14 protein-coding genes are annotated in these 18213 nt (G+C 66.4%); 5 read left to right on the forward strand and 9 right to left on the reverse strand.

The features are described from left to right. Positions 1-332: 332 nt before the first annotated feature. Both U5A57_RS01270 and U5A57_RS01275 read left to right on the forward strand, forming a co-directional pair. Positions 333-1598, forward strand: coding sequence for an EAL domain-containing protein (locus tag U5A57_RS01270; protein ID WP_321907476.1), 1266 nt, complete (start codon positions 333-335; stop codon positions 1596-1598). 48 nt (positions 1599-1646) lie between these two features. Then, positions 1647-2360, forward strand: coding sequence for a copper homeostasis protein CutC (locus tag U5A57_RS01275; protein WP_321907479.1), 714 nt, complete (start codon positions 1647-1649; stop codon positions 2358-2360). Between the two features lie 63 nt (positions 2361-2423). On the opposite strand, the gene U5A57_RS01280 is transcribed toward U5A57_RS01275, so the two are convergent. The 7 genes from U5A57_RS01280 to U5A57_RS01310 form a co-directional block, all read right to left on the reverse strand. Further along, on the reverse strand, positions 2424-6029 hold the full coding sequence (locus U5A57_RS01280) for an indolepyruvate ferredoxin oxidoreductase family protein (protein ID WP_321907481.1): 3606 nt from the start codon (positions 6027-6029) through the stop codon (positions 2424-2426). Between the two features lie 213 nt (positions 6030-6242). Further along, positions 6243-7181, reverse strand: coding sequence for an ion channel (locus U5A57_RS01285; RefSeq protein ID WP_321907809.1), 939 nt, complete (start codon positions 7179-7181; stop codon positions 6243-6245). 287 nt (positions 7182-7468) lie between these two features. Further along, positions 7469-7714, reverse strand: a complete 246-nt coding sequence (locus U5A57_RS01290; protein WP_042265602.1) for a hypothetical protein — start codon at positions 7712-7714, stop codon at positions 7469-7471. A 157-nt stretch (positions 7715-7871) separates the two neighbouring features. Beyond that, positions 7872-8093 carry a hypothetical protein gene (locus U5A57_RS01295; RefSeq protein WP_028201740.1) on the reverse strand — a complete coding sequence of 74 codons (222 nt, stop codon included), beginning with the start codon at positions 8091-8093 and terminating at the stop codon, positions 7872-7874. A 261-nt stretch (positions 8094-8354) separates the two neighbouring features. Then, the gene (locus U5A57_RS01300) at positions 8355-9338 is read right to left on the reverse strand and encodes a carbohydrate kinase (RefSeq protein ID WP_321907482.1); all 984 of its coding nucleotides are present in this window, start codon (positions 9336-9338) and stop codon (positions 8355-8357) included. A gap of 16 nt (positions 9339-9354) precedes the next feature. Further along, a complete protein-coding gene (locus U5A57_RS01305; RefSeq protein ID WP_321907484.1) occupies positions 9355-10680 on the reverse strand; it encodes an AGE family epimerase/isomerase in 1326 nt (441 codons plus the stop codon). Positions 10681-10743: 63 nt separating this feature from the next. After that, positions 10744-11808 carry a LacI family DNA-binding transcriptional regulator gene (locus tag U5A57_RS01310; protein WP_321907485.1) on the reverse strand — a complete coding sequence of 355 codons (1065 nt, stop codon included), beginning with the start codon at positions 11806-11808 and terminating at the stop codon, positions 10744-10746. 230 nt (positions 11809-12038) lie between these two features. Between U5A57_RS01310 and U5A57_RS01315 the strand changes: the two genes are divergently transcribed. Beyond that, the gene (locus tag U5A57_RS01315) at positions 12039-12194 is read left to right on the forward strand and encodes a DUF3309 family protein (RefSeq protein ID WP_042296285.1); all 156 of its coding nucleotides are present in this window, start codon (positions 12039-12041) and stop codon (positions 12192-12194) included. Between the two features lie 108 nt (positions 12195-12302). Here the strand turns inward: U5A57_RS01315 and U5A57_RS01320 are convergent, their stop codons facing one another. Both U5A57_RS01320 and U5A57_RS01325 read right to left on the reverse strand, forming a co-directional pair. Then, on the reverse strand, positions 12303-14159 hold the full coding sequence (locus U5A57_RS01320; protein WP_321907486.1) for a phosphodiesterase: 1857 nt from the start codon (positions 14157-14159) through the stop codon (positions 12303-12305). Positions 14160-14381: 222 nt separating this feature from the next. Then, a complete protein-coding gene (locus U5A57_RS01325) occupies positions 14382-15434 on the reverse strand; it encodes a bile acid:sodium symporter family protein (protein WP_321907487.1) in 1053 nt (350 codons plus the stop codon). A 591-nt stretch (positions 15435-16025) separates the two neighbouring features. Here U5A57_RS01325 and U5A57_RS01330 point away from each other — a divergent pair. Both U5A57_RS01330 and U5A57_RS01335 read left to right on the forward strand, forming a co-directional pair. Beyond that, positions 16026-16580 carry a hypothetical protein gene (locus tag U5A57_RS01330; RefSeq protein ID WP_321907488.1) on the forward strand — a complete coding sequence of 185 codons (555 nt, stop codon included), beginning with the start codon at positions 16026-16028 and terminating at the stop codon, positions 16578-16580. Positions 16581-17114: 534 nt separating this feature from the next. After that, positions 17115-18212 (forward strand): porin, encoded by a 1098-nt coding sequence (locus tag U5A57_RS01335; RefSeq protein ID WP_321907490.1) that lies wholly within the window; start codon positions 17115-17117, stop codon positions 18210-18212. Position 18213: the final 1 nt, after the last annotated feature.

Consider the following 18213-nt stretch of genomic DNA (forward strand, 5'->3'; position numbering starts at 1 on the left):
GCACACATCCAGCCTCCATTTGCCTGCGGCAAGGCGCCGGGAATGCGGCAATCTGTCCGCTGGAGCGCGCCACTACCGAAGCAAAGGCGCGTGGAAAGGCGCACGATATCGGTGCACCCCGCGATGCTTCGTACGGTGCATGGCGTGCCCAATCGCTGCGCACGCGACCGGCTAAAACGTATTTCGCGATGCGTGCCAGATCGCAGTGCGAGCGAGCACGGACCTTGCTTGATCCCTCCTGTGACGCAATGAAAAGCAGGCTACGGAGGAACGCGCAGACCGTGCAAAGGTTGTGCGGACGGCAGCGTCCTTCCTACGCGCTAGAGGATGGCATGATCACAGAGCAACAGGACAAAACGGCCGTGGCCCCTCACGGTTTCGATCTCAGCGTCACTTCGGGGCTGCAGCGCTACAGCGCACACCACGGCGACCTCACGCTCACGAGCGTGTTCCAGCCGGTGTTCAGCCTTTCGCACATGCGTGCGGTGGGCTACGAAGGGCTGCTGCGCGCGCACGATCCACTCGACCGCCCGGTTTCGCCGCTCGACGTGTTCGGCGACGCTGCGCGCGTGGGCGACGCGCTGCTGGTGGACCGGCTCGCCCAGGGGCTGCATCTGGAGAACTTCGCGCTGCTGGGCGCGGAGCGCGAGTGGCTTTTTCTCAACGTGCATCCGGGCACGCTGATCGAGGCGTATCACTCGGCGGCGCTGCTTGCGAACCTGCGGCGGCTGAACATCGCGCCGCGGCGTGTGGTGCTGGAAGTGCTCGAAGATGAAGGGACGGACCTCGAGGCCCTCGCGCAGGCCGTGGCGACGTTTCGCGAGCGCGGCTTTTTGGTGGCGCTCGACGACTTCGGCGCGGGCAACGTCGACATTGGCCGCGTGTGGCAGCTCAACCCCGACATCGTCAAGCTCGACCGCATCATGCTGATGCACGCGCAGCATCGCGCCGACATGGCCGCGACACTGCCCGCGCTCGTGGCGCTGCTGCACGACGCGGGCAAGCTCGTGCTGATCGAAGGAGTGGAGACGGAGCACGAGGCGCAGCTCGCGCTCGCGTGCAACGCGGACTTCGTGCAGGGCTTTTTCTTCGCGCGGCCGGCGCCCGGGCTCACCGACGCCGCGCAGGTGCAAGGCGTGATCGCCGAAGCGACGGAGCGCTTTCGTCAGCAGACCGAAACGCGCGAGCGCGGCGAGACCAGTCGCCTCGCGCCTTACCTGCGGGCATTCGAGCGCGCGGCAGAACGCCTTTCGGACGGCGAGCCGATGGAAGAGGTGTGCTGGAACTTCCTCGCGCTCGATCACGCGGCGCGCTGCTATCTGCTCGATTCGAACGGCCGGCAGGCGGGTCGCAACGTCGTGCTGCGCGTCGATCGCGCGGAGCGCGACGCGCGCTTCTTGCCGCTGGAAGACGCACAAGGGGCGAGCTGGCTGCGCAGGCCATACTTCCGCAGCGCGCTCATCACACCAGGGCGCGTGCACGTGACCGGACCATACCTGTCGATCAACGAGGCGCTCCCGTGTCTGACGCTGTCGATGGCGGTGCAGGTGGGCGATCGCCTGTGCGTGCTGTGCGGCGATATCGACTGGTTCGAGTAGGCGTGCATCTGCGATCATGTCGTGTTCTTCACGACATGGCGCGCAAACATGCCAATCACACAACAGCGTGAACGGGTGGTGCTGGAAGTCATCGCGACCACGGTCGCCGACGCGCAAGCCGCCGCGCGCGGCGGCGCGGATCGTCTCGAACTCATTACCGCCATGGGCGAGGGCGGCCTCACGCCGAGCATCGGCATGATCGAAGCCGTGGTCGAGGCCGTGACGATTCCCGTGAACGTGATCGTGCGGCCGCACAGCCGCTCCTTCGTTTACGATTCGAACGATTACGCGGTGATGCTGCGCGACGTGCGTGGCGCGAAGCTCGCGGGCGCGCATGCGGTCGTGATCGGCATGCTTACGCCATCGCATGAAGTGGATCGCGACGGCTTGCAGCGCGCGATCGACGCCGCCGATGGCATGCCGCTCACGTTTCACCGCGCGTTCGACGAAGCGCGCGATCTGCAGGAAGCGTTCGACGTGCTGCTTGGTTTCGAAGCCGTGACGAACGTGCTCACCTCGGGCGGCAAGCCTTCGGTGCTCGATGCGCAGGCGCAGATCGAAACGCTCGTGCAGCGTGCGGCGCACACGCATTGCACGGTGCTCGCGGGCGCAGGACTTACGGTCGATCGCGTGGCGGATTTCGTGAGCGCGACGCGGGTGCGCGCGGTTCACTTCGGCTCCGGCGTGCGCGTTGACGGTAAGGGGCTCGCTCCTGTCGACGAAAACAAGGTGCGGCGCGTGCGGACGCTGCTCGACGTCTGATGAATAAAAAAACGCGCGCCATTCAGAAGATGAACGGCGCGCGCTTCCTGACTTCGCTTCGGCTTACTTCGCCACCACCACCGGGATGCCGCGCAACGCGCCCACGCCCTTGAACGAAGCGAGTGCTTCCTGCACAGCAGCGCTTGTCTTCACCTCGATGGCAAGGCGCGCAGCCAGTTCGCGCTCGCTGCGCTTCACCGCCGCGAGGTTCGCAAGCTTCACGTGCCCATAGCCACGCACACGCTGATGCAGGTTGGCGAGCTTGGCGATGTCGTCGGCGTTTTCGGCGGTGAGGCTGGCGAACGCACCGCGCAGCGTCGCCTCGTAGTCGCCGGCCAGTGCGCGTTCCATGCGTCGCTCCAACGTCTTGCCGAACGGATCGAGCCACGTGCCGCGCACGCTGCGCCCCTTCTTCAGCAGCCCGAGCGCGCTCCACAGCCACTGGCCGAACTGCATCTTGCGCGGCGGCTGGCCGTTCTTCTCACGCGCGATGAGCGGCGGCGCGAGGTTGAACTTCACGGTGAAGTCGCTGCCCGCCGTGCCTTCGAACTGCGCTTCGAGCGCGGCGCGGAACGCCGGGTCGGTGTGCAGGCGCGCGACTTCGTATTCGTCCTTCACGGCGAGCAGCCGATAGAACGTGGTCGCGACGGCGCGAGCGAGCGTTTGCTCGGCGGTCTTGTCCGCGCTGCGAGCGGCATCGACCAGTGCACGATAGCGCTTCACGTAGCTCGCGCCACCGTAGGCGAGCAGACGCGTTTCGCGATCGGCGATCAGTTCGTCGAGCGTTTGCGTGAGCTTGCGCGCCGTGGCCTTGGCAGCCGCCGCGCGTTGCGAGTCGAGCGCTTCGAGCGCGGCTGGCTCGGCGGCAGCCATGCGGCCGATGGAGAACGCGAACAGGTTCGCCTTCACGGCCACGTTGTTCAGCTCGATGGCGCGCGTGAGCGCCGCAAGCGATACCGGCACGAGGCCCAGTTGCCACGCAAAACCGAGCATCACGATGTTCGCGCCGATCGTGTCGCCGAGATAGCGCTGTGCGAGCGCTTGCGCATCGCACGCGGCAAGCGGATCTTGCGCGGGCGTTGCGCCGTTGGTCGCCGCGTGACGCATCTTCGCGAGCAGCGCGTCGGCGTGCAGGTTCGCTTCGGGGTTCTGCACGAACGACGCATTCGGAATCTCATGCGTGTTCACGACAATGCGCGTGCGATCGTGACGCACCGTTTGCAGCGCGTCGGCGCTCGCGCCCACCACCATGTCGCAGGCGAGCAGCAGGTCGGCCTGCTGCGTGTCGATGCGCACCTGGTTGAGCAGCGCGTCGGTCGCCGCGAAGCGCACGAACGAGAGCACCGAGCCGCCTTTCTGCGCGAAGCCCATGAAGTCGAGCACCGAAGCGCTCTTGCCTTCCAGATGCGCGGCCATGCTGATGAGCGCGCCCACGGTCACGACACCCGTGCCGCCCACGCCCGTTACGAGAATGTCGTAGGGCGCGTTGTCCAGGTGCGTAGCCGGCATCGGCAGCGCATTGACGCGCGCAGTCAGCGCCTGCGGATCGAACGCGGCCCCCGCGGCCTTCTTGAGCTTGCCGCCCTCGATGGTCACGAAGCTCGGGCAGAAGCCGTTCACGCACGAATAGTCCTTGTTGCACGACGACTGGTCGATGCGGCGCTTGCGGCCCAGTTCCGTTTCCACCGGTTCGACCGAAAGACAGTTCGACTGCACGCCGCAGTCGCCGCAGCCTTCGCACACTTCCTCGTTGATGAAGAGGCGCTTGTCCGGGTCGGGGAATTCGCCTTTCTTGCGGCGGCGGCGCTTTTCAGCCGCGCACGTTTGATCGTAGATCAGCACGGTCACGCCCGGCGTTTCGCGCAGCTCGCGTTGCACGGTGTCCAGTTCGCTGCGGTGATGGAACGTCGTGCCCTTCGGGAACAGGCCGTGATGGCCGTCGTACTTCTCGGGCTCGTCGCTCACCACCACGAAGCGCGAGACGCCTTCGGCCTCCACCTGGCGCGCGATCTGCGGCACGGAGATGCTGCCGTCCACGGGCTGGCCGCCCGTCATCGCCACGGCGTCGTTGTAAAGGATCTTGTAGGTGATGTTGGTCTTCGCCGCCACGGCCTGACGGATAGCGAGGATCCCTGAATGAAAGTAGGTGCCGTCACCGAGATTCTGGAACACGTGCGGCATCTTCGTGAACATCGAATGCGCGGCCCAGTCCACGCCTTCGCCGCCCATCTGGATCAGGCCGGTGGTGTCGCGCTCCATCCACGAAGCCATGAAGTGGCAGCCAATGCCGGCCTGCGCGATCGAGCCTTCCGGCACCTTCGTCGACGTGTTGTGCGGGCAGCCCGAGCAGAAGTACGGTGTGCGGCGCACGGCATCGGCGGCGTTCGAGAGGATTTGCGGCGCGACGAGATCCACCACGCGCTCGCGGCGGTCGAGCGCCGGCCGGTGCTTCGCGAGCCACGCGGCGAACACCGGCAGGATGCGCGAGGGGCGCAGCTCGCCAAGCTCGGAGAGCAGCAGCGTGCCGTCCTCGGCGTGCTTGCCGATGACAGTGGGGCGCGCGCCTTCCTTGCGGTTGTAGAGGTAGTCCTTGATCTGCTGCTCGATCACCGGGCCTTTTTCTTCGATCACGAGCACGTCGGTGAGGCCCGCGACGAACGCGTCGATACGCGACATTTCCAGCGGGAACGACAGGCCCACCTTGTAGACGCGCACGCCGGCTTTATCGAGATCCTCGATGGTGAGATCGAGGCGGCGCAGCGTTTCCATCAGGTCGAGGTGCGCCTTGCCGCAGGTGACGATGCCCACGTTCGCGTGCGGGCTCGGCGCGATCCACTTGTCGATGCTGTTCATGCGCGCGAAGTGGCGCACGGCGTCGAGCTTGGCGGCCAGACGCTGCTCGATGGCGAGGCTCGGCAGATCGGGCCAGCGGTTGTGCAGGCCGCCGGGCGGCGCGGTGAAGCCCTCCGGTGCTTGCCAGTCGGTCTTGATGGCATCGAGATCGACGGTCGAGCCCGACTCCACCGTTTCCGAAATCGCCTTGTAGCCCACCCACGCGCCCGAGTAGCGCGAGAGCGCCCAGCCATACAGGCCGAATTCGAGCATGTCGGCGATGTTCGACGGATTCACGACCGGCATGTGCCACGACATCATCGCGAAGTCGCTCTGATGCGGCATGGACGACGACACGCAGCCGTGATCGTCGCCGGCCACGACCAGCACGCCGCCATGCGGCGACGAGCCGTAGGCGTTGCCGTGTTTGAGCGCGTCACCGGCGCGGTCCACGCCCGGGCCCTTGCCGTACCACATCGCGAACACGCCTTCGACGGTGCGCTCGGGGTCGGCTTCCACGCGCTGCGTGCCGAGCACGGCCGTGCCGCCCAGTTCCTCGTTGATGGCGGGCAGGAAGCGCACGTCGGCGGCTTCGAGCAGTTTCTTCGCCTTCCACGCCTGCTGGTCGACCATGCCGAGCGGCGAGCCGCGATAGCCGCTGATGAAGCCAGCCGTGTTCAGGCCATGCGCGCGGTCGAGCGCGCGCTGCATGAGCGGCAGGCGGATCAACGCCTGCGTGCCGGTCAGGAAGATGCGGCCGCGCGTGGCGGTGAGGTTGTCGGTGAGCTTGTAATCGGCGAGAGGCGGCGTGTCGCCAAACGCGGGGCGCGCGGTCATTGGGGGAGTCTCCGTTTCTAGTGCATTCGCATGGCCCCGATCACAGAGCGGCGAAAGAGACTCTATTTTTTCTCGCCAATGACGGAAATTTTTTGCTAACTCTCCGGCACGGCTGGTTATTCGCGCGAGAGCCTGCCCACGCCGGGCGAATTTGGAGAGAGATCTTCCCGGCCTCGGCGCGATCCCGTTTGCATCGGCCTTCGGGGAAGTCTGTCAGATCACGCGGGGCCCGAAGGCTCTCGCCCCGTCGAACGGCACGACATCGTGAAAGTGCGTGTAGTCCATCGTGCTCACGCCGTCCGCGTCGCTCATCAGGTCGACGTAGCGGTACTGCCAGCGGATCTGCCGGTCCGACCAGCTAAAGCGTGCCTGCATGGTCTGCGCGGTGGACTCGTCGGAGCCCTCGATCACGACATGCAGCGTGGCGTGCTGCTCGGCCAGCATCTCGGGCGTCGCGCCGTAAAGCGGGCTCGACTCGTCGATCACGTGCATGAGATTCCAGCCCAGCGTGAAGAGCGGATGCTGGTCGCGCACGAGCTTGAGGTCGTGAATGCGCCGCGCGCGAAAGCCGTCCGACGAGGTTTCGATGCGGATGAGCCGCAGCTTCGCGCCCGCTTCGGCGATCACGTTCTGACGCGCGTTGGCGGCGCGCACCATCAGCGTCATGCGGCCTTCGATGGGGTGCACCACCACCTGGCGCGCGAACATGATCTTCGCGCGCGGACGCGAGAAGCGCGCGAACACGAGACCCGTGGCCAAGGCGATGCCCGACATGCCGACGAAGATTTCAAGCGTGGCGACGATGTGCGCGTAGATCGTTTGCGGATGCATGTCGCCGTAGCCGACGGTCGCAAGCGTCTCCACGCTGAAGAAGAACGCGCCGAGAAAGCCCTTCGGGTACTGGTTGGCGATGGGTGCGGTGCCGAGCTGGTAGAGGCACGCGAACACGCCGTTCATGAACAGGAAGAGGGCCGCGAGCGAGGCGAAGAAGGTGGGCCAGCGCATGGTGAGCGCCGAGTGATAGAAGTCGCCCCAGGCCTGCGGCATGCCGTAGACGAGCACCTCGCGCGAGCCGACCATCAGCTTGCGCGGCGTGCCGCGCCGCGCTTTCTGCTTTGGTCCCGCAGGCGTTTCGGACGTGCAGGCGGCCATGTCCACACCCGGCGAATCCTGCGGCGCCGCCTCGGCTTGCTGGGCCGCTTCCTGGTTTGCGACGCGCTCCGGCGTTTCGGGCGTCATGGTGTTCCTGCGGTTCTGAATCGGGATAGGGAGCGTAGCCATGCCAAAGCGACGCGGCAACGACGCGACAACGACGCGACAACGACGCGACACGTCAAGCGTACCGCAAGACGGTATGGGGGAAGCGATGCTGGGACGATGCGCTAGCGCCTCACGCCCGCAGCGCGGGCGGGAGTGAGCGGTAGTGGCGCGCGTTGGGTTTACGGAAATCCGTGCGGCTTGGGAATGCCCGCGCCGTGTTCGATATCGGCGATAGCCTGGCGGCGTGCGGCGTCGACGGCTTGCGTGGGCGCGTCGAAGCCCGCGTTGCCGCCGACTGTGACCCACGGTTGCACGGCCTTGTCGCGATGCGTGATTTGATACTCGGCGTCCCAGCGAGCGCCCTGCAGTTCGAGCGGATGCACGTGGATGGCGTAGACGCCGTATAGAAAGAGCTGTTCGGACATGGCTAACCTCCTGTCGATCCGGAGTGAGCGCTTTAGCACTGACTCCGGTCCCATGCAGGGCTGTCGACCGCACACTGCGCGGCCCCATGCAGAGCACCCCCCGTCTCATCCAGCGCTGCCAGCCGTCCCTGAGCGGGCGCCGGCTTCAACGCGCGACCTACAGTTCGAGTTCGCCGAGAATGCGATGCGCCAGCGCCTTGGCTTCTTCGAGAGCCTCTTCCGGCGTGCCCGATGCGGCTTCGACTTCATACACCGCGTTTTCGAGTTCCTCGCCGTCGTCGCGCGCCAGGGAGACCAGGCCCTGGTACTGGCCGGCGTTCATGGGCCGTACTGAGGCGACGGCCGTGTAGATCCCCTTGGTGTAGCTGACGTCTTCCATAACGTGCTCCTCGTGGAAGGAAACCCCTCGACGGGCCGCTCGGATCGGGCCGCGCAGGGTGAAGCGCGCAAGTGTCGCGCCTCGCCCGCAACAAGAGGGAAATTCCATGCTAGCACGTTGCCCGCGCGGCTGCGGGACATGCAAATGACGGCGGCGCGGCGCTTTCGTGTCAGCGCCGCGCCGTGTCCTCGGCGTGTGCCTCGCAGTTCGCCTCGCAGTTCACCTTGCAGTTCGCCTCGCAGTTCACCTTGCCGTGCGCCTTCAGTCGGCGAGCAGCGCGACGACTTCGTCGAGCGTCGGCGAATACGCGCCGGGCCGGCGGCACGCGGCCGCGCCCGCGGCGAGCGCGAAGGCGAGATGCTGGCGCCAGTTGCGCTGCGGCGTGCTCATGAGGCTGAACAGCAGGCCGCCGATGGAGGCGTCGCCCGCACCCACCGTATCGGCCACTTCGACGCGCGGCGGCGCTGCCTCGATTACGTCGTTGCCCGCGTAGAGCGTGGCCGCCTGCGCGCCGCGCGTGACGAGCAGCGTGGCGGCCGGATTGAGCGCGCGCACGGCTTCGATGGCTTGCGCCTCGCTCTTGCCGGCGAACAGCATGCGCAGGTCTTCGTCGGAGACCTTGATGAGATCGGCGAGCGCGGCCATGCGGCGCAGGATCGGCTCGTAGCCGTGCGCCATGAGGTTGCGGTAGTTCGGATCGAAGCTGATCTTCACGCCGGCCGCGCGCAGTTCGGCGGCAAGCGTGGCGAGCGTTTCGCCGAGCGGCTGGCGCACGAGGCTGATGCAGCCGAAGTGCGCCCACTTCGCATGCGCGCGCCAGCCTTCGGGCAGCTTCGCGGGATCGAAGGCAAGGTCGGCGCTGTTGTCGCCGATGAAGTAGTACGCGGGCGGATGCGTCTGATGCACGATCGCGAGCAGCGGCGCGCGCTCCACGCGTTGCATGAAGCGCATGTCGAGCCCGGCGGCCACGCTTGCGTTCCAGAGCTCGTCAGAGAAGTTGTCCACGCCGAGCGCGCCCACGCTTGCCGTGGGCAGCCCGAGGCGCGCGACCGCGCGCGCAACGTTCCAGCCCGCGCCGCCAGGGTGCGCGCGCCAGTGCGAGTCCATGCCCGGCGCGCCCGGCGGCGAACTGTGCGGCGCGCCTTCGGGCGCAGGCGTGCGCACGAGATCGGTGAGGATGTCGCCGGCCGAGATGAAGGCCGGGAAGCCGGATGAGAAGTCCGGGCCGGTGCTGCAGGTGCTCATCGTCGTCTTCCTCTGTTTAGTTCTGGCCGCTTGTGCCCGTCATGCCGGCATCGGCGGCGGTCGCTTCCTCGCGGCCCACGACCGGCGCCATGCCGCGTCCGGGCAGCGCGTTCAGCGCTTCGTAGCACGCGCCCATGGTGTGATAGTCGGTCTTGCCCGCGGGGCTCTTCTCGTCACTGTACTTGCGGTTGTCGCAGGTGAGGATGCGATACCACGCACCGTAGCGATGATCGACGAAATTCGCCCAGCTGTAGCGCCAGATCTCGTCGTACCAGTCCCAGAAGCGCTCGTTGCCGGTGCGCTTGCCAAGCAGCGCCGCCGTGGCGAAGGTTTCCGCCTGCACCCAGAAGTACTTGTCGTGATCGCACACGGTGCCGTCCGGCCCGAAGCCGTAATAAAGGCCGCCGTGATCGTTGTCCCAGGCGTGCGCCATGGCGGCGTCGAAGAGCTCGATCGCGCGCGGCAGCAGCCAGGGCAGCGGGCGGTGACGCTCGAGCAGCAACAGCAGCTTCGCCCATTCCGTTTGATGGCCCGGCTGGAAGCCCCACGGGCGGAAGATATTCGAGCTGTCTTCCTCGTTGTAATGCCAGTCCACCGACCAGTCCGCGTGAAAGTGCTCCCACACGAGCCCTTGCGAGAGCTTCGCCTGGCGCAGCGTGACGTTCGACGCGACGCGCTCGGCGCGGTCGAGATACACGAGATGGCCCGTCGCCTCGTAGGCCGCGAGCAGCGCCTCGGTCGTGTGCATGTTGGCGTTCTGGCCGCGATAGCCCGAGACGATCCAGTCGGCGCTCGCCTCGTCGGCATAGAGGCCCGCCGCGCCGTCCCAGAAGCGGTGTTCCATCAGATCGAAGGTCGCGCCGATCATCGGCCGCGCTTCCTCGATGCCGGCCATTGCCGCATGCGCGTACGCGAGCAGCACGAACGCGAGGCCGTAGCAGTGGCGCGTGGCGTCGAGCACGCGCTTCTTGCCGTCGCGCCAGTCGATCTCCCAGTCGTAGCCTTGCAGTTGCGGGTCCCAGTGGCCTTCGCGCAGGAACTGCAGGCCGTGGCGCGCGTATTCCAGATGCTGCGGATCGCCGAACTCGCGATACGCCATCGCGTAGTTGAAGACGTAGCGGCAGCTGCTCACGAGGTGGCGCGAATGCGCGTTGTAGATCGAGCCGTCGTCGCGGAAGTAGTGGAAGAAGCCGCCCGACGGATCGAGCACGTTCGGCGCGTAGAAGCGCAGGGTGTCCTGCACGTGGCCGAGCAGGAAGCCGCGGTCGCGAAAGCTCGCGACGGCGGGCGCGGCAACGGGATGTGCGGTGGCGGAGGAGGCGGTGTCGGCGGTCGTCGTCATGGCGTTCTCTTCTGGCTTGGACGTGGCTTCAGCGTTGTTTCAACGTGTTTTCAGCGGAGCGCCTCAGGCGCTCTGCGGCGTGCTTGCAGTGTGACGGACAGCGTGCGCGGCGACGAGATTCGATGACGCCGCACCCAGGGTGCTCGCGCGCGCGACGAGCTGCACCGGCAAGCGGATCTCGCTCGTGGCAGGCGCTTCTTCGAGCAGCAGTTCGACGCCGCGCCGCCCGAGCGCTTCCTTGTCGACGGCGATCGTCGAGAGCGGCGGCGTGGCGTGCGTGGCGCCCGCGATATCGTCGAAACCGATGATCGCGATGTCCTCGGGCACGCGCAGGCCGTTGGCGAGGCACACGCGCATGGCGGCGAGCGCGGCGGCGTCGTTGTAGGCGAACAGGGCGTCGGGCGGCGGGCGCGGGGTTGGGTATCCGGCGCGCGCCGCATCGATCAGGCGCTGCATGGCGAGCGACGCGCCCGTGTCGGGGTCGAGGCCGCCGTCGATCGTCGTTTCGAGCGACGGGTCGAACAGCAGGCCCGCCTCGAAGAACGCGCGCCGGTAGCCGAGCGCGCGCTGCGCGATGCTGTAGTGCGCGAGCGACCCGCCGATGAACGCAATGCGCCGCCGCCCGAGTTCGAACAGATGCTGCATGGCGAGCGCGGCGCCCGCCGCATTGTCGATGTTCACCGAGCGCAGGCCCGGCGCCCACAGGTCGATCAGCACGAGCGGCCGCTGCAGCGCGACGAGCGCGGCGAGCATTTCCGGCTCGACGAAACCGGCCACGGCGATGGCGTCGGGCGCGTGCAGGCGCAACTGCTGGACGGTGTCGTCGGCGGGGCCGGCCGTGAGCAGCGCGGGCACGATGCCGTGTTCGCGGCAGGCGTCTTCCACGCCGTGCAGCACGTGCGAGAAGAACGGGCTTGCCGCGAAGTTGTTGTGCTGGCGATGGAGCAGGAAGGTGAGCCGGCGAATGCGCGGGCGCAGTTGCGCGCAGTCATAGCCGAGCGCGCGCGCGACTTCGACAATGCGTTCGCGCGTGGCTTCGGAAAGGCCTGGCTGGTTTTTCAACGCGCGCGACACGGTGCCGATCGACACGTTGGCGGCCTGCGCGACGTCACGAATGGTTGTCCCCATGGTTCCTGGCTTGCGGTGAACGCGGTGAGCGTTCCGGGAGTGGTCAGGTGTGCGGCGATTGTATAGTAAAAATTGGTCCAAAAAACCCGGATCTACGCTGAGAATTCCAGGTAAATACCAGTAAACAATGAAATAAACGCAAACTTGTGTGTTTAGTAAAAATAACTAAACGGTTGCGGGTACGGCGATTGCGGAAGCTCGGGCATTCACATTCGACGTACGGAGGCATCATGCTCGGCACCCTGCTTCTGGTCATTCTGATCCTGCTGCTCATTGGCGCGTTTCCAGCGTGGCCGCACAGCCGCTCGTGGGGCTACGCGCCTTCGGGCACGCTCGGCATCGTCGTTATCGTGGTGGTCGTGCTGGTGTTGATGGGGACGATCTAGCGACGGCGTAGCGGCGAGGAAACGAAAGCAGAACGGGCCGGCGCGCGGCATGAGCCGCGCGGCCGGCCCGCGCTTTTTTGGGGCTGCCGCCGGGGAAAATTCCGGCCGTTATGACGCGTTGGCGCCTTCGCCTGCCGTCGGGCCAAGCGTGGGGAGGAGGTCGGCGCTCGTGCTGCCGTCGATCACGACGAGTCCGCTGGCTTCCTGTTTCGCGCGGCGCTTGGCGAGGGCCGCGAGCGAAGCGATGGCGTCGCTGCTGTGCTGTGCGCCTTCGCCCGGCGCGACGCGCACGCAGCCTATCGCCATCGTCACGAAGGTAAAGAAGGTCGCGTTGCCATAGCGATCCTCGCCGTGAATGCCGCCCGCGAGCCGGTCGCCCGGCGCGTAGAAGCGCTGCGCGCCTTCGTTGAACGCTTCGATCGCCTGGCGCGCGCGCTCGCGCCACGTCTCGCTCTGGAACAGGATCAGGAAGTCGTCGCCGCCCACATGGCCGAGGAAGTCGCGTGTGGGGTCGCAGGCATCGGCGAGCACCGTCGCGGCGAACTTGAGCACCTCGTCGCCTTGCCAGTAGCCGTACTGATCGTTGAAGGGCTTGAACAGGTTCAGGTCGACGTAGCACGCGTGAAAGCCCGCGTCGTGCGAGAGCAGGCGCTCGATATGCGAGCTGATCGGAATGTTGCCCGGCAGGAAGGTGAGCGGATTCGCGTATCGCGCGGCCTGGATGCGCACCTCCGTCACCGCGCGCACGAGGCTCTCGCCCGTGCCGAGTCCGGCATAGCGCCCGTTGTCGGTGATCACGAAGCCATCGGCGAGATAACGCTGGTCGTCGCTCGCAAGGAGTGTAGCCATCTGCTCGACGCTCATCGACTGCTCGATCAGCACCGGCTGCGCGTTGGCGAATTGCAGGCAGGCCTTCTTGCCGAACAGCTCGCGGTGGTAGGGCAGCGCATAGCGGTCCATGAACGCGCGCCGGTTAATGAGCGCAACGGGCGCTTCGTCTTCCACCACGGCCACCGCGTGCAGATCGGGCTGGCCGTTGAACAGGTCGAGCACGTCGTTGTTGGTCGCGTGGCGCGGCAGCGCGGGCGCGCGCACGAGCATCTTGCTGGCGGGCGCGCCGCCGCCCGCCGGCTGCGTGGCGGCGCTGCGCGTGGCCTCGGGGAACACGGCGATATGGTCCGCGCGAATCGCCTCGCGCGCTTCGCGTGCGAGCACGCGCAGCGGCTCACCGTTGGGGCGGCCAAAGAAAAAGCCCTGGCCGCAGTCGATGCCCATGTCGCGCAGCACGATCAGGTCGGCGGCGTTCTCGATGCCTTCCGCCACGAGGCGCGCGCCGCTCGCCTGCGCGAAATGCTGCATGGCGCGCACGGCTTCGAACTTGAGCGCGTCGTGGGCGATGTCATGGATGAAGAAGCGATCGATCTTCACGACATCGGGCTGCAGCTGCACCCAGAGGTTGAGGCTGGCGTTGGCCGTGCCGTAGTCGTCGAGCGCGAACTGGGCGCCTGCCGCGCGCAACGTTTCCACCACGGGGGAGAAGTTGCGCAGGTCGTGGATGGCGCTCTGCTCGGTGAGTTCGATCACAAAGCGCGTCGGGTCGATCGGGCCGTCGAAGAGGGCGAGCGCGGCGTCGCCGGCGGCGGTGAGCTGGCGCAGCGCGTCGGCGCTGAAATTGAGGAACAGCTTGCCGGGGCAGTCGAGCCCTGCGAACGTTTCGATGCAGGTGCGGGCGGCCGCGCGTTCGAGCGCGGCGGTGCAGTGTTCGTCGCCGGCGCGCGCGAAGAGGGCGGCGGGCGTTTCGAGCGGCGAGCCGGCCGGCCCGCGAATGAGGCCCTCGTAGCCGAGGATCGCGCCACCGTCGAAATCGACAATGGGCTGGAAGACCGCGCGTAGCTGGCGCTGGGCGATCAGTGCCCCGACGCCGGGCGTGGCGTGATGGAGTGGCGCGCGAGCAGACGCAGACATGGACAGGCCAGAACGGGCGAAGACGTTGAACTTAACGGCATATCATCGGATGAATTAAATGAATTTTTGGTGACAGTGCAGCGAAGCCCACGTTTTGAACGTGTGGCGCATGCGTGGGGAGGGAGGCGGGCGGGAGAGAGGGGTGCGCCGCGGGGCTTGGCCGCGGCGTTTGCTGCAGCAGGGCGACGATTGCTCGCCCTGAACGAAGAAGCTCGTTGGCGCTTACCGGCGCGCGGCCGTAGCAGTCGTCGTGCGCTCACCCGCGCCGGCGCGCGATTCGTCGCCCGCGCTGGCGGCGCGCTCGGCGCTCATGTCGCGGGCGCCCCAGCGCTGGGCGAGCGCCGCGCACACCATGAGCTGGATCTGGTGGAACAGCATGAGCGGCAGCACGACCGCGCCCACGGCGTTCGAGGCGAAGATCACCTTCGCCATCGGCACGCCGGCCGCGAGGCTCTTTTTCGAGCCGCAGAAAATGATGGTGATCTGGTCGGCGCGCGAGAACCCGAGCTTCTTGCTCGTGTAAATCGTGATGCCAAGCGCGAGCGCGAGCAGCACCGCGTTCACGACGAGCAGCCCGCCGAGCGCGGCGAGCGGGATGTGATGCCAAAGCCCTTCGTTCACGGCCTCGGAAAATGCGCCGAACACCACGAGCAGGATCGAGCCCTGATCGACGAACTTGAGCACACCCTTGTTGCGCTCGATCCAGCGGCCGATCACCGGGCGCAGCAACTGGCCCGCCACGAACGGCACGAGCAGTTGCAGCACGATGTTCCACACGGTGTGCCAGGCCGAGCCGCCGCCCGCGTTCTGGTTCGTGACGATCAGGCTCACGAGCGCGGGCGTGACGAAGATCCCGATCAGGCTCGACGCCGAAGCGCTGCAAACGGCGGCGGGCACGTTGCCGCGCGCCATCGAGGTGAAGGCGATGGACGACTGCACCGTGGAAGGCAGCGTGCAGAGGAACAGCACGCCCGCGTAGAGCGCCGGGGTGACGAGCGGCGAAAGCACGGGCTTGAGCGCGAGCCCTAGCGCGGGAAAGAGCACGAAGGTGCTGAGCAGGACGACGATGTGCAGGCGCCAGTGCGTCGCACCGGCGACGATCGCCTCGCGCGAAAGCTTGGCGCCGTGCAGGAAGAACAGCAGGCCGACCGCTACATTGGTCAGCCAGTTGAAACCGGTGGCGGCCTGGCCGTGCACCGGGAACAGGCTCGCAAGAACCACCGTGCCGACAAGGCAAAGGGTGAAGTTATCGGGCAGGAATTTCGGACGTGCCATCGGACAATCTCTAGTGCGCGCCTGGGCGCTGGCTGCGCGCAATCGGTGTGCGTGCAACGAGTGAATCGGAACGCCTATTGTCGGCGCAAGCCGATTGAAAAAGCAAATTCATTTGAAGCATCGATTGATGACGGATACGCATGGATCGTCAAGATCGATGACTCCTTTATGCCGGATTCCTCATCGACGTGCGAGGAGCATTCGCGCGCCGCAAAAGTCGTCAGGAGTCCGCGCATTCTTCAGATGTTGAGCCCTTGCTCAAGCATCAAGCGGAGCGCTCCCCTGGCTGCCCGAAGAGCCTTGCCGGACGGCCTTCCCGGGCCGCGTCCGGAGCCAGAAAACCCAGCAGTAACATGGTGTTACAACCCTTCGGGCGGCATAACATCTTTTGGCTCGACACCCATTCGGCACGCCCATAAATTACCGTCAAAGGGACGCCCGGAATCGTTGTGGCGGCAATCGTTACGCGCTGCGCGGCGTGCGTCCCGGGACTGGCCCGCCATGGCCCGAGTGGCGGGTTGCCAAGCGCAAACGTCGGGCAGGCGAAACGTCACAATGCACGCAGGGTTGTCAAAACTGGGACAGTGGATCTTGGGGGCCGGATTAGCGGCCCTCGTTGCGCTCGCCCATGCTCAGCCCGGTTTTTCGGGGCACGGCGGCGGCGGCGGCTTTGCGCGCGCGCCTTCCATGCCCGCCATGCATTCGATGCCTGCCATGCATTCGATGCCCGCGCCGCGGGCCGGCATGTCGTGGGGCGGCGGCTACCACGGCGCTCCCGAGCGCGCCCGCGGCCCCGCCGCAGCGCCCATGCGCGTGGCCGATCAGGGCGGCCGCTATGAACGCGGCGGCAACCGTGCGCCGAACCAGTGGCAAGGGCAAGTCCAGCAACAGGCTCCCCGCCGCGACTACAGCTATGGCACGCCGTTCGGCGGCTACGGCGGCTATCCCCGCGGCAACCCCATCACGCCCGTGAGCGCGGAAACGCGCCAGGTGCCGCATCCGCCGGCGGACTCGCCGGTGCGCGCGGGCTCGATCCGCGAAGACGTTGCCCGGTACAACGAAGAGCGCGGCGGTACCTACCGGCCGTTCCCGCGCAACGGCGGCGAGGTCCCGCGCCCGCCCATGCCCTCGCCTTACCGCAATTGAGCGCTGCCCTCGCGGCCGCTTTCGCTTTCTCCCCGCCTCACGCTTTCTGCGCTTTTCTCCCGTTTTCTCCCGTTGATTCGCTTCAGGCACTGACCTGCTAGCGCCGCCGAAACACGTCCAAAACAAGCCCGGTTTGTCCACGTTACGAAAACTGACGCGTGGATACCACACTTTTTTGGAAATCTCTCGTCATACAGATCCCTTTCGTCTGAAATCTCGCTTTCGTTTCGGCGGCGCGTCACCGGCAGCCCCCGCGCGTGCGGGAGCGCCCCGCTGGGCGCGGCCCGGCAGGCTGCGCGTCGCGGTGATGCAGCGCAGCGCAAGGCAGAGTCGACAGCGATTAAACAGGTCTTTTGGACGGCAAACTAATCCGCCCGATATACCGGCAATAACACCGTTTATTTTTGACCACATAAATGGTCCGCAAAGATGGATCCGCCCAGAACGGCCACGCCTGCGAACGACGAAAAAACAAAGCTTTGCGCGAGCGCCTCAGCCGCCCGACACCTTTTTTTGACAAAGACTGGAGAACCCATGAATACAACGGTCAGCCGCGTGCTGCGCACCACCCTCAAGGCGAGCGCGCTCGCCGCTGTTCTTGCCGCCGCGTCCTCGTCGGCGTTTGCGCAGTCGAGCGTCCAGCTCTATGGCCAGGTTGACGAATGGGTCGGGGCGACGAAATTTCCGGGCGGCCAGACCGCCTGGAACGTGGGCGGCGGCGGCATGTCCACGTCGTACTGGGGCATGAAGGGCTCTGAGGATCTGGGTGGCGGCTACAAGGCGATCTTCACGCTGGAAAGCTTCTTCCGCGCACAGAACGGCCAGTTCGGCCGCTTCGAAGGCGACACGTTCTTCGCGCGCAACGCGTACGTCGGCCTCGAGTCGCCGTACGGCACGGTCACGGCAGGGCGCCTGACGACGCAACTGTTCGTCTCGACGATTCTCTTCAACCCGTTTGGCGATTCGTACACCTTCTCGCCGATGGTGTACCACGTGTACCTCGGCCTCTCGACGTTCCCGACCTACACGACGGACCAGGGCGTGGTGGGCGACTCGGGCTGGAACAACGCGGTCCAGTACTCCACGCCGAACTTCAACGGCCTCTCGGGCTCGGCGATGTACGCGTTCGGCAACCAGGCCGGCTCGAACGGCTCGAAGAAGTGGAGCGTGCAGGGTCTGTACTTCCATGGCCCGTTTGCTGCCACCGCCGTTTATCAGTACGTGAACTTCAACAACACGCCGGGCGACATTGGCAGCATCGTGAGCGGCGACACGACCATCGTCGGCCTGAAGAGCCAGGGCGTCGCACAGCTCGGTCTCTCGTACGATCTCAAGTTCGTGAAGTTCTTCGGCCAGTACATGTACACGGCGAACTGGCAGCAGGAAGGCAGCTGGCACGTGAACACGGCGCAGGGTGGCGTGACGGCGCCCGTCGGCCCGGGCACGGTCATGGCTTCGTACGCCTACTCGCGCAACGGCGGCGGCCTGAACCAGACGCGCCAGACGGCGGCCATCGGTTACGACTATCCGCTCTCGAAGCGCACCGACGTCTACGCGGCGTACATGTACGACCACTTCGACAACATGTCGAGCGGCCAGACCTACGGCGTGGGTCTGCGCGCGAAGTTCTGAC

The organism is Paraburkholderia sp. J11-2, assembly GCF_905220185.1.
Classification (GTDB): domain Bacteria; phylum Pseudomonadota; class Gammaproteobacteria; order Burkholderiales; family Burkholderiaceae; genus Paraburkholderia.